Raw genomic sequence first — 15,775 nt, forward strand, 5'->3', positions numbered from 1 at the left:
GCAGAGAGAGGGAGAGCGCTCTCCAAGGTGGCTCACCCGAATATGGCGGCGGACAACGGAAGGTCGGCCGACGAGCGGCCGGCCAGGACGGTGAAGCCGCCGGGCTCGGTGCGCCAGGCACCCTGCCCGGCGTCCCAGTGCTGGAAGGCCCGGGCCGGGAGCCGCACGTCCACCTCGACGCTCTCGCCGGGCCGCGCCTCGGCCGTGGCGTGGCCCGCCAGCCAGCGCGGCGGGCGGGCGAGGGACGTCTCCGGTCGCGCCAGGTAGACCTGGACGACCTCGCGCCCCGGCCGCTCGCCGATGTTGCGCACCCGTACGCGGACCGTCACCGGCGGACCCGGGGCGGCCTCGGCGGGCACCGACAGCTCCTCGTACGCCCAGGTGGTGTAGCCCAGCCCGTGCCCGAACCAGTACGCCGGAGGCTCCGCCTCGCGCAGCCAGGCACGGTAGCCGATGTCCAGGCCTTCGGCGTAGGTGAGCGTGCCGTCCACGGGAACGGTGGAGACCAGGGACCGGCCGGCGAAGGTGACGGGCAGGCGGCCGCCGGGCTCGGCCCGCCCGAACAGGATGTCCGCCAGCCCGTGCCCCGCCTCCTGCCCGGGGAACCAGCTCAGCAGCACGGCCGGCACCTCCTCGCGCCACGGGAGGGCGACGGGGCCACCGGCGTTGACGATCACGATGGTGGCCGGGTTGGCCGCCGCCACCGTCCGGACGAGCTCGTCCTGGTGGCCGGGGAGGTTCAGGTCCGTCCGGTCGGCGCCCTCGCTCTCGGCGTCCTGACCGGTTCCCACCACCACGACGGCGAGGTCCGCGGAGCGCGCGAGGTCGGCCGCGGCCCGCAGCCCGGCCGTCTCCTCCGGCCGGGGCGGGCCGGCGGCCAGCGCCGAGGCCACTCCGCTTCCGGGGTCGAGACGCCGCCGGGACACCAGTTCGACGTCCCGGCCCGCCTCGAGCGGGAGCCGGGCCGTCCGGTACGGCGGGGAGAGGTGCACGGTCGCCGGGTCGTCGGTGTCGCGTTCCACCTCCTCGTCGATCAGCACGCGGCCGTCGGCTTCCAGGGTGACGCGACCCCAGCCCGCGACGCCCAGCTCCCACGACCCGGTGACGTCGGGGCGCAGGAGTGCGCGGATCTCGACGACCGCCGCGCGGGCGGGCACCGTTCGTGCCGGCTCCGGAACGTGGCCGGTCAGGCGGTGCTCGGCGTGGATCTCCCGGCCGGCGGCGTCCAGCAGCCGGACCAGCAGGCCGGGCTCGCCGGTGCGCGGATCCCGGGCGTTGCCCGTGCCGAGGGGGGTGGGACGGGCGCCGTGCGAGACGCCGGGGCAGTGGACCACCTCCACCGTGGCGGGCAGGGCTTCCCGGATGCCGTCGAGGAGTGACACCGTGCGCCGGGGGTACACCCCCGCGCTGCCGCCGCCCTGGATCCGGGGGGTGACGGCGTTCGGCCCGAACACCGCGACGCGGCGCGGCCGGTCGGGGTCCAGGGGGAGCAGCCCTCCCTCGTTGCGCAGGAGCACCGCGCTGGCCGCGACGGCGCGCCGCAGCAGCGTCCGCGCCGCACGCTCGCCGTCCGGAGACTCGGACGCCGGGCCGGTCGGGAGGTCCGGTGACCAGGGGTCGTCCGCCGGAAGAGCGAGCGCGCCGACCCGGGCGGCCAGCAGAAGCAGCCGCCTGACCTTGTCGTCGATCGCGGCCTCGGGCACCTGCCCGTCGCGCACGGCGGCGGCCAGCGCCGGCCCCCATGGGCCCTCCGGGCCCGGCATGGCGAGGTCCTGCGCGGCCCGGCCCGCCGGAGCCGTGGAGCGGACGGCCCCCCAGTCCGACACCACCACCCCGTCGAACCCCCACTCGTCCTTCAACGGGTTCGCCAGCAGCGGGTTCTCCGACATCGTGATCGAGTTCACCGCGTTGTAGGCGGACATGACGACCCACACGCCCGCCGCCACCGCGGTCTCGAACGGCGCCAGGTACAGCTCGCGCAGCGTCCGCGCGTCGATCCGCGCGTCGAGGGTGAGGCGTTCGGTCTCGGAGTCGTTGGCGACGTAGTGCTTGGCGGTGGCCGCGACCCCGCCCGCCTGGATTCCGCCGATGAGGGCGGCGCCGATCCGGCCGGCCAGCACCGGGTCCTCCGAATAGCACTCGAAGTGGCGGCCGGCGAGCGGCGAGCGGTGCAGGTTCAGCGTCGGGGCGAGCAGGACGTGCACCCCCTTGCGCCGCGCCTCGCCGGCGAGCAGCCCGCCGAGCAGGCCGACCAGGCGCTCGTCCCAGGTGGCGGCCAGCGCGGTCGGGCAGGGCAGGGTCAGGGAGGTGTCCCTCTCGTCCCAGCCCTCCCCGCGGACGCCGGCCGGGCCGTCGGAGAACACCATGGCCCGCAGCCCGATGTCCGGCTCGGCGCCGGTGCGCCACACGCTCGCACCGGTGACCAGCCGCGCCTTCTGCTCCAGGTCGAGCTTGCTCACGAGGCGATCGATGTCGTCGTCGGTCACACACGTCCCCTTCGTATCTCGATCTCGTTCAGCAGGCCGCGCTCGGCCGTCCGGCTTCGCACGATCGCGGCGGCGAGGTCCCTGGTGGCGCGGTCCGCCCCGGAGACCTGCTCCGATCGGGACACCAGGGCCGTCTGCTCGACGTGCTCGCTCAGCCGGGTCAGGAAGAGCCGGTCGAAGGCGCCGCCTGTGGCGGCCCCGAGCGCCGCCAGTTCGTCCGGGGTGGCCATGCCCGGCATGTCATGCCCTTCGTGCGGGTTCCGCGCAGGCAGTCCGGTACGGCCGAGTCCGGCCCGCAGGCGTCGCAACTCCCCTGCGTGAGCCTGCCGGAGACGGCCCGCCAGCCCTCGCACGGCGGGCGAACCCCCGCGTTCCGCACCGAGGTCGAGCAGGAGCAGCGCCCGCTCCTCCATCGCGATCATCAGTTGCAGCCAGGCGGTGTCGGTGGCGTTGAACCCGGCGGCCGTGGCGGGCAGGACGGCGTCGGCGGCGGGCGGACGCGAGGCATGCCGGTCGTGTGATCCAGGTTCGGCGGAACGGGCGAGGCAGCCTCCCACCAGGGCGACCGCCGCCCCGAGCACCAGGAGCAGGACCGCGGGGCCGTGTCTCATGCGAAGTCCCTCGATCGGGTCGGGCCGTGCCGGGCACCGGGTCACGGCGCCCGGCACGGCGATCATGTCTCCGGGCGAGCCGGGCGGGGGTCAGGGCAGCTCGAAGTTCTCGGTGAGGGCGGCGCCGCGGTGCGGCTTGTACTGGTCGTATCCCCGCGGGTCGCACTGCAGGCCGCCGTTGATGCAGTGCGTCACCAGCGCGTCCAGGATGGCGGGGTTGTCCCAGGCGTTGAAGAAGTCGTAATGCCAGGTGTAACCGCGCCCGCTGGCCAGCCGCGCCTGCGACAGGTCGCCACCGGCGGGGAAGGCGATCTTGAACTCCAGCATCGGCACCGCGACCGGGTGGCCGGCCGGGCAGTAGCCGCCGGCCGGGTAGGCCATGTGGCTCTTGTGGTCGGCGCTGTCGAGGTGGACGCCGTCCCAGCAGCTCGGCGCCTGGTACCGGACGTTCACCTGGGTACCCGCCGCGCACGACTGCGGGATGTCCCAGCTGTGTGAGAGGTCCCCGCACTCGAAGCCCTCGACCGCGCCCGGGGAGTCACGGAACTGCTCCAGCGTCGCCGTCGGGCTGCCCACGACGAAGCGCAGCCCCTGCGGGAACGGCTGGACCCGCCAGTACTCCAGGATCCCGGACTTGTAGTAGATGACCTGGTTGCCGGTCGGCTCGATCAGTTGGTCGCCCTTGTAGAAGCTGGGGAACCAGTACGCGGACCGGTCGTGCGGGTTGGTGCAGGACGTGCCGCCGGCGAGCAGCGAGGTCGCCGTGCTGGCGGCGTTCGTCGTCCTGTTCCCGACGAAGGTGTGCATGTGGGACGCGCCGGGAAGGCCGGGGTAGACGATGGGGTCGTCGGGACGGTTGGCCGTCCACGAGCAGTTGGCCTGGAATTCGTGGTGCGTCACCTCGTCGGTGAAGGTCGGCCTCGGCCTGGGTGTGGTCCCGTCGCCTCCGGCGCCGTACACCTTGAACTCCCACAGCGAGTAGCCGTAGCCGGTGCCGCGCGCCGTGCCGTACATCCGCACGTACCGGCCGGTGCCGGACACCTGGAGGGTCTGGCTGCCTCCGGTGCCGGACGTGGTGGAGTAGACATCGCTCCAGCTCTGCCCGTCGGGCGAGGTCTGGATCTTGAACGCCTTGCCGTAGGCGCCCTCCCAGACCAGCAGGACCTGGGAGATGGTCGCCGGACCGCCGAGGTCGACCTGCAGCCACTGCGGGTCGGCCGCGAGGCTGGACCAGCGGGTCCCGGTGTCGCCGTCGACGGCGGCTCCGGGGCCGTATCCCGCTCCCTCCACCGAGGAGGCGGTGACGACGCGGCCTTGCGAGAGCAGGGCGTCCGCCGCGCGGGCCGGCGCGATCATGACCAGCGCGGCGGCGACGACCGTGGCCAGCGCGCCGGCGAACAGGGCCAGGTTGAGCCTGGCGGGTCTTCGGGAGGATTTCATGATCTCTCCTTGGGGGGAACCGTCGGACCGGCAAGGAGAGCGCTCTCCAACGAGAGTCGTACGCCAGGTCGCGCTTGTCAAGGCGCGATGACTCCGACCGGAAGGAGATGTTCACCCGGCCGACACGCGGGAGCCCTGTCAAGGTCGCGACCTGCGTAAATTCGAGTCGGATGTTTCGTGCGGGTGAGCGGCGGATTTCGAGATCGCGGGAAATGGGCCTTGACTGGGTCCGATTTGCCGGGCACTCTCGCCGGTACGGAGAGCGCTCTCCCTCTGTCGCCGATGCGGCGACCACCCCCCATGTTCGGAGGAGAGACAGTGCGTCCAGCTCGAAGTCCCGGCTTGTCGCGACCGGCCCTGGTCGTCGTCACCCTGGTGGGGCTGCTCCTATCCGGCCTGGCCTGGCCCGGCCCCGCCGCCGCGGCCGACACCCTGCTGTCACAGGGGAAGCCGGCGACGGCGTCCTCATCGGAGGGGGCCGCCTACGCCGCCGCGGCCGCCGTCGACGGCGACACCGCCAGCCGGTGGTCGAGCTCGTTCGGCGACCCCCAATGGCTGCAGGTCGACCTCGGCGCCCCGGCGACGATCAGCAAGGTCGTCCTGATCTGGGAGACCGCGTACGGCAAGGCGTTCACCATCCAGATCTCGCCCGACGGCACGAACTGGACCGACGTCTACCAGACCGCCGCCGGTACCGGCGGCACGCAGACCCTCGCGGTCACCGGCGGCGGCCGGTACGTGCGCGTCCACGGCACGGCGCGCGGCACCGGCTACGGCTACTCCCTGTGGGAGTTCCAGGTCTACGGCCAGACCGGCGGACCTCCGGGAGACGACTGGACGGAGGTGTGGAAGGACGACTTCACCGGCCAGGCCGGCACCTCGCCCGCGGCCGGCGACTGGATCCTGCGCACCGGGACCCAGTATCCGGGCGGCCCGGCGAAGTGGGGCACCGGAGAGGTCGAGACGATGAGCGCCTCAACGGCGAACGTGTCCCTCGACGGCCTGGGCCATCTGAACATCAAGGCGATCAGGGACGCCTCCGGCGCCTGGACCTCGGGCCGGGTCGAGACGCAGCGCACCGACTTCGAGCCGAAGCCGGGCGAGATGCTGCGGTTCAGCGCCCGCGTCAAGCAGCCCGACGTCCCCGGCGCGCTCGGCTACTGGCCGGGCTTCCGCGCGACCGGCGCCGCCTTCCGCGGCAACCACACCAACTGGCCGTCGATCGGCGAGACCGACATCATGACCGACGTCAACGGCCGCGACCAGCTCGCCAACACCCTGCACTGCGGCACCGCCCCCGGCGGCGCCTGCAACGAGTACGACGGCCGCACCAGCGGCTTCGCCACCTGCGGCGGCTGCCAGAGCGACTACCACGACTACGCGCAGGTCATCGACCGCACCACGACGGACGAGGAGATCCGCTTCTACCTCGACGGCAGGCAGACCTGGGTGGTGCGCCAGAGCCAGGTCGGCGTGGCCGCCTGGAACGCCGCCGTCCACCACGGCTTCTACCTGCGCCTGGACCTGGCGATCGGCGGCTCCCTGCCCGACGCGATCGCGGGCCGCACCACGCCGGTCGCCGCCACCACCTCCGGCGGCGTGCTGAGCGTGGACCGCGTCGTGGTCGAACGGCGGTCCGGCACGACGCCCACCGCCATGACCGACCCGCCCGTCCCCGCCGGGCCGAGCACGGTGAAGGTCACCGGCTCGCAGGGCAACTGGCAGCTGCAGGTGAACGGGTCGCCCTACCTGGTCAAGGGTGTGACCTACGGCCCGCCGCAGGGCGCGGCCGACGCGTACATGCGGGACCTGGCCGCCATGGGCGTCAACACGATCCGGATCTGGGGCGTCGACGACACCGCCACCCCCGCGCTGCTCGACACCGCCGCCCGGCACGGCATCAGGGTCATCGTCGGTCACTGGCTCAACCAGGGTGCCGACTACGTGAACGACACCGCCTACAGGACGAGCGTGAAGAACGAGATCGTCGCCCGGGTCAACGCGCTGAAGAACCGCCAGGGCGTGCTGATGTGGGACGTCGGCAACGAGGTCATCCTCACCATGCAGGACCACGGGCTGCCCGCGGACGTCGTCGAGCAGCGGCGGGTGGCCTACGCCAGGTTCGTCAACGAGGTGGCCGAGGCGGTCCACGCCGCCGACCCGAACCACCCGGTGACCTCCACCGACGCCTGGACCGGGGCCTGGTCGTACTACAAGGCGTACTCCCCGGCGCTCGACCTGCTCGCCGTCAACGCCTACGGCGCACTCAAGAGCGTCAAGGACGACTGGTCCAAGGGCGGCCACACCAAGCCGTACATCGTCACCGAGGCCGGCCCGGACGGCGAGTGGGAGGTCGCGAACGACGTCAACGGGCAACCCACCGAGCCCACTGACCTGCAGAAGCGTGACATGTACAGCGCGAGCTGGACCGCGATCCGCGGCCATCCCGGGGTGGCGCTCGGCATGACCGCCTTCAACTACGGGCTGGAGAACGACTTCGGCGGGGTCTGGCTGAACGTCCTCACCGGAGGGTGGCGGCGGCTGGGGTACCACGCGCTGAAACAGGCCTACACCGGGCAGTCCTCCGCGAACACCCCGCCGCAGATCACCTCGATGACCGTCGGCTCGCAGACCCAGGTGCCCGCCGGGCGCACCTTCACGGTGGACGCCCCGGCCACCGACCCCGACGGCGACCCGATCCGCTACAACCTGATGTTCAGCGACAAGCACGTCACCGGGAACCGGGGACTGCGGCACGTCTCCTTCACCCAGACCGGCCCGGGACGGTTCTCGGTGACCGCCCCCGAGCAGCTGGGCGTGTGGAAGGTGTACGTGTACGCCTACGACGGCCAGGGCGGCGTCGGCATCGAGCAACGCTCGTTCCGCGTGGTCCCGCCGGTCGTGGACGGGACCAACGTGGCACGCGGGAAGCCCACCACCGCCTCCAGCTTCCAGCCGACCGGCGACGGCGGGCCGTTCACCCCTGATCGCGCCACCGACGGCAGCTTCACCACCAGGTGGGCCAGTGAGTGGGCCGATCCCCAGTGGATCACCGTCGACCTCGGCCAGGTCACCGCGCTCAAGCAGGTCCAGCTCGGCTGGGAGGCCGCCTACGGCAAGGCCTACCAGATCCAGACCTCGGCCGACGGCGCCGACTGGGCCACCGCCTACAGCACCATCACGGGCGACGGCGGTTTCGACCAGATCCCCCTGAACGCCTCCGCCCGGTACGTACGGCTGAACCTCACCCAGCGAGGCACCGCGTACGGCTACTCGCTGTGGGAGTTCGGCGTCTACAGCTGACGCGCTCGGCGACCCGCTCCACCACCCCCGACGAAAGCGAAGGACATGAGACACAGGTCCAACCCGGCCGGGCTCGCGATCCTGGCCGCCCTGCTGGTCACGCCCGCGATGGTCACGCCCGCGTCCGCCTCCTCGATCTCCCAGGGCGGCGCGGCCGCCCTCGCCGACTGCCAGTCCGCCAACGCCGCGCTGAACAGGCCGGCCACCGCCTCGTCGATCGAGGGCGCCGGCACCCCCGCCTCGGCGGCCTTCGACGGCGTCCCCGGAACCCGCTGGTCGAGCGCGTTCAGTGACCCGCAGTGGATCCAGGTCGATCTGGGCGCGGTGCGCGACATCTGCAAGGTCGATCTGTCGTGGGAGGCCGCCTACGGCAAGGACTTCACCATCCAGGCGTCCGCCGACGGCACCACCTGGAGCGTGCTGAAGACGGTGACCGGCGGCACCGGCGGCACCGCCTCCTACGAGGTCACCGGCTCGGGCCGCTACCTGCGGATCAACGGCACCGCCCGCGGCACCGGCTACGGCTACTCGCTGTGGGAGGTGGCCGTGCACGTGACGGGCGGCGGCACGCAACTGCCCGGCGGCGGCGACCTCGGCCCGAACGTCAAGGTCTTCGACCCGTCCATGTCGCCGGCGACCATCCAGGGACAGATCGATCAGATCTTCAAGCAGCAGGAGGCCGCCCAGTTCGGCACCGGCCGGTACGCCTTGCTGTTCAAGCCCGGGAGCTACGACGTCAACGTCAACACCGGCTTCTACACCTCCGTGCACGGCCTCGGGCGCAACCCCGACGACGTCACCGTCAAGGGCGTGAGCGTGGACGCGGGCTGGTTCAACGGCAACGCCACCCAGAACTTCTGGCGCTCCACCGAGAACCTCGCGGTCACGCCGTACGACGGCACCAACCGGTGGGCGGTCGCGCAGGCCGCGCCGTTCCGCCGCATGCACATCCGCGGCGGGCTCAACCTCGCGCCGTCCGGATACGGCTGGGCGTCCGGTGGTTACATCGCCGACAGCAAGATCGACGGCACTGTCGGGTCGTACTCCCAGCAGCAGTGGTACACCCGGGACAGTTCGATCGGCGGCTGGTCCAACAGCGTGTGGAACATGGTGTTCTCCGGCGTGCAGGGCGCGCCCGCCACCGGCTTCCCCGAGCCGCGCTACACCACGCTCGACACCACCCCGGTGAGCCGCGAGAAGCCGTACCTCTACCTGAACGGGAACGACCCCGCCGTGTTCGTCCCCGGCAAGCGCATGAACGCCCGCGGCACGACCTGGGCGAACGGCCCGACCCCCGGCACGTCGGTCCCGCTCACGCAGTTCTACGTGGCCAAGCCCGGGGTCAGCGCCGCCACGCTCAACCAGGCGGTCGCGCAGGGGCTGCACCTGCTGTTCACGCCCGGCATCTACCACCTCGACCAGACCGTCGAGGTGACCAGGCCGGACACCATCGTCATGGGCCTCGGCCTGGCGACACTGGTGCCGGACAACGGCGTCACCGCCATGCGGGTGGCGGACGTGGACGGGGTGAAGCTGTCCGGCTTCCTGATCGACGCCGGCCCGGTCAACTCGCCGACGCTCCTGGAGATCGGCCGCCAGGGCGTCCACACCGACCACTCGGCGAATCCGATCACCGTGCAGGACGTGTTCGCCCGGATCGGCGGGCAGTTCGCCGGGAAGGCGACGACCAGTGTGGTGGTGTACGCCGACGACACGGTCATCGACCACACCTGGATCTGGCGGGCCGACCACGGCGACGGCGTCGGCTGGGACGTCAACGCCGCCGACTACGGCCTTCGCGTCTACGGCGACGACGTGCTGGCCACCGGGCTGTTCGTGGAGCACTTCAAGAAGTACAACGTGGAGTGGTCCGGCGAGCGCGGACGGACGATCTTCTTCCAGAACGAGCTGCCGTACGACCCGCCGAACCAGGCGGCGTACATGAACGGGAGCGTCAAGGGCTGGGCCGCCTACAAGGTCGCCCCCTCGGTGAACACCCACGAGGGCTGGGGCCTGGGCAGCTACTGCGTGTTCACCAGCGACCCCACCATCCAGGTGGACCACGGCTTCGAGGTTCCGGTGAAGGCGGGCGTGAAGTTCCACAGCCTCCTGGTCGTCTCCCTCGGCGGCAAGGGGCGGTACAACCACGTCATCAACGACACCGGCGCCCCGGCCTACGGACCCGACACCATCCCCTCGACGGTCACCACCTATCCGTGACCCGCGCGACGTGCCGGGCGGGGTGGCCCGGCACGTCGCGGGGAAGTGCGGGTCAGCGGTTCGACTCCACGTTCTCCAAGAGGCGGCCGAGCAGCCCGTCCAGCGTCTCCTGCTCCTGCGCGTCCAGAACGTAGACCATCTCCGCCTCCACCTCCGCCCGGATCCGCATGGCCTCCAGCCACAGCTCGTGGCCCTTGTCGGTCAGCTCCACGTCCACCCGCCGCCGGTCCTCCGCGCTGCGCAGCCGCCGTACCAGCCCGGACTTCTCCAGCGTGTCGAGCCGCCCGGTCATCCCGGCCGGCGAGAGCATCAGCTCGACCGCCAGCTCGGACGGCGTCGCGGACCCGCCACGGGCGACCAGCCGGTGCAGCGTCTCGAACTCGAAGTCCTGCATCCCCACCTGCGCCAGCGCTGCCTCCTTCGTCTGGCGCAGGTGCTTGACGAGGAACTGCATCCGCGTCACGACCGCCTCGACCCGCTCGTCGTACGGCGCCTTGCCCCGCCACCGGGCGAGATGACGATCCACTGAGTCCACAGACAGCAACGATACGCCAGCGAGTATTTAGTTGACGAAATATTAGCTGGCGAAATAATCTGGCGGACCATGAGACTGCTGCTCGGCCGGGCCGTGTCCGCCCTGGCCACCGCGTTGATCCCGACCACGATCACCCTCGCTGTGCTGCGCGCCACCGGTGATGCCGGGGCCGTCGGCATGGTGCTGGCGTGTGAGGCGATTCCGTTGCTGGTGTTCCTGCCGGTGGGCGGGGTGGTGGCCGACAGGGTCAGACCCGAGCGATTGGCGCTGGTCACCGACCTGGTGCGCGGCCTGACGCAGGCCGCCATCGCGATCGAGCTGCTGACCGGCGCCGCCAGTGTGCCTCACCTGGCCGTGCTGGCCGTGCTGGCGGGAGTCGCGGTCGCGTTCGGGCTGCCGGCGGTGCCGAGGCTGGTGGCGGCCGCGGTGCCCGGGCCGGAGCGGCTGCGCGTGAACGCCCGGCTCGGCGTCGCGACCAGCCTGGCCGCCGTGCTGGCTCCCGCCCTGGCGGGCGGCGTGGTGCTGCTGGCCGGTCCCGGCTGGGCCGCGCTGCTCACGGCCGCGCTGTTCGCCTGCTCGGCGCTCACCCTGGGCGGAGTACGTACCGCCAAGCGGGCCAGTGCCCAGAACGCCACGTTTCTCAACGACCTGAGAGAGGGATGGGGCGAAGTACGGCGGCGGCCGTGGTTCCTGTCGACGGTCCTGGCCCACGGGGTGTGGCACTTCATGGCCGGGCTGTTCCTCACGCTCGGCCCGTTGACGGCGGTCAAGGAGCTGGGCGGTGAGGCCAGCTGGGTGCTGATCGTGCAATGCGGCACGGTGGGGCTGGTCGCGGGGGTGTTCGCGGCGCCGAGGCTGCCCATCCGGCGGCCGCTGGTGGTCGTCCAGGTGGGTGCGGCACTCTACGTGCTGCCGATGGCGGCCCTGGCGCTGCCGGCGAGCGCGTGGGTGATCGCGGGGGCGTACTTCGTGGCGATGTTCGGGCTCGGCGTGCTCAGCCCGCTGTGGGAGACCGTGATCGCCGACGAGATCCCAGAAGCGGCGCTGGGCCGAGTACGGTCGTTCGACCAGCTCATCTCGTTCGCGACCCGGCCGTTCGGGCTGGCCATGGCGGCGCCGCTGGCGGGGCTGGCCGGCGCGCGGGGGCTGCTGCTGACCGGCGCCATAGCCGTCGCCGTGGCGAACCTGGCCGCGATCGCCACCTTCCCCCGCCGCCACGGCCCGAACGGGCGGGCGGCGGCCCCGACGCCGGCTGTGGCCGACATTCAAATGATCAGCGGCGCTCGACCTCTCGCCGGAGGTACCGGATGCACCACCTGGCACGCCTGTTCGCCCGCGAATGCGCGGCAACCCGTGGCCCCGACGCCCCGCAGGCCGTAAGGCGGGTCCTGCATCACTTTCTGGCCACCGCCCGCCGGGCCGTCCGCTTGCTCAACCCGCATCCCGAGTGGCCGGTCGCCGTCGCTCCCCTGACACCTGTCCACGCCGGATCGCGGCTGGCCGGCCCCCGGGCCGCCCGGGAATGGGCCGACGCCGAGGCGCCCAACCTGGTGGCGGTGGTCCGGCAGGCGGCCGAGAGCGGCGACGACGACCTCACGATCGGCCTGGCGGCAGCCTTTTCCCACCTGCTGCTGGACCGCGGCCGATGGGACCAGGTGCGTCAGATCCGCCGGGTGGCCGCGCACGTGCTCCAGCGCGGGGGCAACCCGCCGCATCCGGCGGCCGAGCGCGTCCCCGTGCCCTCCAGGGCCCGCCTCGCCGTCGCGTCGCGCGTCCTCCTGCCGGACAAGGCGTCGCTGGGCTGATCACCTCGCCCCGGACGTCACTCAGCGTGTTTCCGGCGCCCGTGGCTGATCGCCGACCCCGATCGACCAGGCCGGCGAGTGGACGACGGCCGCCACCGAACGTGATCAACCTATTTTGCTACAAGTTCCGAAATTGTTCCGTGACGGCTCCGCTGCACAGCCGAAACACGCCCTACCTACCGTCCTAAACAGCTGCATAGGCGCCATCCGGCCCCTCTGATGAAAAAAGCTACTTTCGCCGGAAATCCCCCCACTGTGATCAGCGCCTTCGTGTGACAGGAGCCCCGAGTGTCCAACCTCTCCCGACGCGGTGCCCTAAGGCTGACCGCCGGCATAGCTCTCAGCCTCACCCTCTCCCTGGCAGGCTGCGGACGCAGTGACGACGCCGCCGCGACCGGCACCGCCAAGCCCATCGACGCCTCCCCGGCCACCGGCGCCATCAACGTCTGGGCCGCCCAAGGCGATGCCGATGTGCTCGACAAGGTCATCGAGCCGTTCAAGGCCGCGAACCCGGACGTCACCGTGAAGTTCACGCTGATCCCGAACGCCGAGTACTACACCAAGCTCCAGTCGGCGATCGCGGCGGGCAAGGGGCCCGATGTCGCCCAGTTCTTCCCCGAATCGCAGGCGCAGTTCCTCGATCCGTCGATCCTCCAGCCCGTTCCGGACGGCCTCGTCGAGCCCGGCGGCTTCTTCAAGAGCCTCTGGGACGCGGGCGTGGCCAAGAACGTCGCCTACACGGTGCCCTGGTACGCCTACACGTACGCGCTCGTCTACCGCTCCGACCTGGCGGAGAAGGCGGGTGCCAAGGCGCCGGCCACGTGGGACGGCATGGTGCCGTTCCTGAAGGCGCTCCAGGGCGCCGGCGCCGGGCACGGCCTCGGAGCCGACATCGGCTGGGACGTCTTCAACGGCCAGGACGTCGCCATGTACGCCTGGCAGGCGGGCGGCTCACTGCTCTCCTCCGACGGCAAGTGGACGCTCGACACGCCGGCGATGGCCGACGCGCTCAAGTACAACGCGTCGTTCTTCACCTCGGGCGTCGCCGACCCCAGCGGGCCCACGTTCCTCGACTCGCAGCCGTACTTCGTCGACGGCAAGACCGCCGCCATGATCACGGGCCCGTGGGTCATCGGTCAGCTCGACGCCGCCGCGAAGAAGCCCGGCTGGACGGCGTCCCACGTCGCGACCGCGCCGCTGCCGGCCGGGCCGTCGGGCGGCACCTCCTTCTCCGCGGGCGGCAGCTGGGGCGTGCTCGCCACCAGCGGCAACGCGGCCGCGTCGTGGAAGCTCGTCCGGTACCTCTCGCAGCCGGGCACCCAGGTCGCGCAGTACAAGGCGTACAGCTCGCTGCCCGCCGTCATGTCCGCCTGGGAGGACCCCGCCATCAAGGGCCAGCCGCTCCTCGGCGCCTTCCTGACCCAGCTGACGAACACCCGGACGTTCCCGCAGGTGAGCACCTGGCAGCAGGTCGCGACCCGGCTGGGGAAGGAGATGGAAGCGGTGGCCAAGGGCAAGGGCACCGCCGAGCAGGCCGCCGCGAGCGTCCAGGCGTACGCCGAGAGCCTCGGCACGGGTACGCGGTGAGGCGCGCATGACCACCACCGTCGCGCGCCGGCCCCGGGGCTCCCGCCGGACGGGTGTCGCCTGGCTGTTCCTCGCGCCGTTCGCCATCGTGTTCCTGCTCTACACGGCTGTCCCCACCGTCGCCGCGCTCGGGTTCAGCCTCACCGACCTGCGGGGTACGGATCTGCGCGATCCGTTCGCCGTCGACTTCACCGGCCTGGAGAACTATCTCCGCCTGTTCCAGGACGAGAGCTTCCTGCGGGACATCCTCAACACCGCGCTCTTCGTGGTGGTCGGCGTGCCGCTGACCATGGGGATCGGGTTCGCCCTGGCCTTCGCGCTCAACACCGGCATCCGGCGGCTGCGCGGCGTGTTCCGCGTCGTCTTCTTCGCACCGGTCGTCACGAACATCGTGGCCGTCGCGCTGATCTGGCAGTACGCCTTCAACGCCGGCGGCACCGTCAACAAGGTGCTCGGCGCCGTCGGATTCGCCGGACCGAACTGGCTGGACGACCCGAACCTGGCCATGCCCGTGGTCATCCTGCTCGGGATCTGGCGCAACTTCGGCACCGCGATGGTGCTGTTCCTCGCGGGTCTGCAGGCGGTCCCGCAGGACGTGTACGAGGCCGCCGCCCTCGACGGGGCCGGCCGGTGGCGGCAGCTGAGGAACATCACCCTGCCGCTGCTGCTGCCCACCACGCTCATGGTGTCGGTGCTGCTGACCGTCTTCTACCTCCAGGTGTTCGACGAGCCGTACCTGCTGACGAACGGCGGCCCGCTGGGCTCCACCGAATCGGTGGCGCTGTACACCTACCACCAGTTCGGGTCCGGGGCGCTCGGGACGTCCTCGGCCGCGTCCTTCGTGATGCTCGTCCTCGTGATGCTGGTGAGCGTCGTCCAGTTCCGGCTGCTGAGGCCCCGCGCATGAGCACCATCGCCACGGTGCGGGACACCGAAATGATCAGCGCCCGGGTCGCCGTGCGCCGCCGGTCCGTCACCCGGCCCCTGCTGTACGGCGCGCTGGTGCTGTGCGCGCTGCTCACCATGCTTCCGTTCGTCTGGGTGATCAGCGGCTCGCTGCGCAGCCTCGACGAGATCCGCTCCGACCCCGGCGCCTGGCTCCCGGCCCACGCCACCCTCGGCAACTTCACCCGGCTGTTCGCCACCGAGGGCTTCGGCGGGTACCTGGTCAACAGCATCGTGGTCGCGATCATCGTGGTGGCCGGCAACATCGTGGCCGCGTCGGCCGCCGGCTACGCGCTCGCCAAGCTCGACTTCGCGGGCAAGCGGCTCGCCTTCGGCGCCGTCATGGCCGCGATGATGGTGCCGTTCACCGCGGTGTTCGTCACGCAGTTCGTGATCACTGTCGACATGGGTCTGGCGGACACCCTCGCCGGCATCGCGCTGCCCGGCGTGGCGATGCCGATGTCCGTCTTCATCATGCGGCAGTACGCGATGTCGATCCCCGGCGAACTGCTCGAAGCGGCCCGCATCGACGGCGCCGGCGAGTTCCGGATCTTCTTCCGGATCTTCCTGCCGCTGGCCGGCCCCGCTGTCGCGACGATCACGATCATGTCGTTCCTCGCCTCCTGGAACAACTTCATCTGGCCGCTCATCGTCGCTCAGAGCATGTCCAGCTACACGCTCCCGGTCGGCCTCGCCGCCACCAGCCAGGCCGCGTCGCACGTCACCGACTATGGGCTGCTCCTCGCGGGCGCGATCGTCGTGATGCTGCCCGTGCTGGTGCTCTTCCTGTTCCTGCAGCGCTACTTCGTTCAGGGCGTCGCCGGAACGGGGATGCGGTGAGCC

Annotated in this window: 11 protein-coding genes; 7 read left to right on the forward strand and 4 right to left on the reverse strand. The window is 71.5% G+C overall.

Going from position 1 to position 15,775, the window contains the following annotated elements:
* Positions 1-32 precede the first annotated feature (32 nt).
* The 3 genes from AB0L65_RS56900 to AB0L65_RS56910 all read right to left on the reverse strand — a co-directional run bounded on the left by AB0L65_RS56900 (position 33) and on the right by AB0L65_RS56910 (position 4,537).
* On the reverse strand, positions 33-2,486 hold the full coding sequence (locus AB0L65_RS56900) for a glycoside hydrolase family 3 C-terminal domain-containing protein (RefSeq protein ID WP_364265016.1): 2,454 nt from the start codon (positions 2,484-2,486) through the stop codon (positions 33-35).
* A complete protein-coding gene (locus tag AB0L65_RS56905) occupies positions 2,483-3,097 on the reverse strand; it encodes a DUF305 domain-containing protein (RefSeq protein WP_364265018.1) in 615 nt (204 codons plus the stop codon). Before AB0L65_RS56905 ends, AB0L65_RS56900 begins: the two co-directional genes overlap by 4 nt.
* Before the next feature lie 90 nt (positions 3,098-3,187).
* Complete coding sequence (locus AB0L65_RS56910; protein WP_364265020.1) at positions 3,188-4,537, reverse strand: DUF1996 domain-containing protein; 1,350 nt, start codon at positions 4,535-4,537, stop codon at positions 3,188-3,190.
* A gap of 342 nt (positions 4,538-4,879) precedes the next feature.
* Between AB0L65_RS56910 and AB0L65_RS56915 the strand changes: the two genes are divergently transcribed.
* Positions 4,880-7,840 carry a discoidin domain-containing protein gene (locus tag AB0L65_RS56915; RefSeq protein ID WP_364265022.1) on the forward strand — a complete coding sequence of 987 codons (2,961 nt, stop codon included), beginning with the start codon at positions 4,880-4,882 and terminating at the stop codon, positions 7,838-7,840.
* A 45-nt stretch (positions 7,841-7,885) separates the two neighbouring features.
* The gene (locus tag AB0L65_RS56920) at positions 7,886-10,060 is read left to right on the forward strand and encodes a discoidin domain-containing protein (protein ID WP_364265024.1); all 2,175 of its coding nucleotides are present in this window, start codon (positions 7,886-7,888) and stop codon (positions 10,058-10,060) included.
* A gap of 52 nt (positions 10,061-10,112) precedes the next feature.
* Here AB0L65_RS56920 and AB0L65_RS56925 read toward each other — a convergent pair whose 3' ends face one another.
* A complete protein-coding gene (locus AB0L65_RS56925; protein ID WP_364265026.1) occupies positions 10,113-10,595 on the reverse strand; it encodes a MarR family transcriptional regulator in 483 nt (160 codons plus the stop codon).
* A 69-nt stretch (positions 10,596-10,664) separates the two neighbouring features.
* On the opposite strand from AB0L65_RS56925, the gene AB0L65_RS56930 reads away from it, so the two are divergent.
* The 5 genes from AB0L65_RS56930 (at position 10,665) to AB0L65_RS56950 (ending at position 15,772) form a co-directional block, all read left to right on the forward strand.
* Positions 10,665-11,975 (forward strand): MFS transporter, encoded by a 1,311-nt coding sequence (locus AB0L65_RS56930; protein ID WP_364265028.1) that lies wholly within the window; start codon positions 10,665-10,667, stop codon positions 11,973-11,975.
* A complete protein-coding gene (locus AB0L65_RS56935; protein ID WP_364265030.1) occupies positions 11,903-12,400 on the forward strand; it encodes a hypothetical protein in 498 nt (165 codons plus the stop codon). Before AB0L65_RS56930 ends, AB0L65_RS56935 begins: the two co-directional genes overlap by 73 nt.
* A gap of 288 nt (positions 12,401-12,688) precedes the next feature.
* Entirely contained in the window at positions 12,689-13,987 is a 1,299-nt protein-coding gene (locus tag AB0L65_RS56940; protein ID WP_364265032.1) for an extracellular solute-binding protein, read from the forward strand.
* A 7-nt stretch (positions 13,988-13,994) separates the two neighbouring features.
* On the forward strand, positions 13,995-14,894 hold the full coding sequence (locus tag AB0L65_RS56945) for a sugar ABC transporter permease (RefSeq protein ID WP_350735945.1): 900 nt from the start codon (positions 13,995-13,997) through the stop codon (positions 14,892-14,894).
* The gene (locus tag AB0L65_RS56950) at positions 14,891-15,772 is read left to right on the forward strand and encodes a carbohydrate ABC transporter permease (protein WP_364265034.1); all 882 of its coding nucleotides are present in this window, start codon (positions 14,891-14,893) and stop codon (positions 15,770-15,772) included. Before AB0L65_RS56945 ends, AB0L65_RS56950 begins: the two co-directional genes overlap by 4 nt.
* Positions 15,773-15,775: the final 3 nt, after the last annotated feature.

The sequence above is a fragment of the Nonomuraea sp. NPDC052116 genome (assembly GCF_040680035.1).
GTDB lineage: Bacteria > Actinomycetota > Actinomycetes > Streptosporangiales > Streptosporangiaceae > Nonomuraea > Nonomuraea angiospora_A.

What these genes read in the sequence shown, in the direction of transcription:
- AB0L65_RS56905 (WP_364265018.1), bottom strand. Translation starts at nt 3,097, where the DNA reads ATGAGACACGGCCCCGCGGTCCTGCTCCTGGTGCTCGGGGCGGCGGTC.
- AB0L65_RS56910 (WP_364265020.1), bottom strand. Translation starts at nt 4,537, where the DNA reads ATGAAATCCTCCCGAAGACCCGCCAGGCTCAACCTGGCCCTGTTCGCC.
- AB0L65_RS56920 (WP_364265024.1), top strand. Translation starts at nt 7,886, where the DNA reads ATGAGACACAGGTCCAACCCGGCCGGGCTCGCGATCCTGGCCGCCCTG.
- AB0L65_RS56930 (WP_364265028.1), top strand. Translation starts at nt 10,665, where the DNA reads ATGAGACTGCTGCTCGGCCGGGCCGTGTCCGCCCTGGCCACCGCGTTG.
- AB0L65_RS56935 (WP_364265030.1), top strand. Translation starts at nt 11,903, where the DNA reads ATGCACCACCTGGCACGCCTGTTCGCCCGCGAATGCGCGGCAACCCGT.
- AB0L65_RS56945 (WP_350735945.1), top strand. Translation starts at nt 13,995, where the DNA reads ATGACCACCACCGTCGCGCGCCGGCCCCGGGGCTCCCGCCGGACGGGT.
- AB0L65_RS56950 (WP_364265034.1), top strand. Translation starts at nt 14,891, where the DNA reads ATGAGCACCATCGCCACGGTGCGGGACACCGAAATGATCAGCGCCCGG.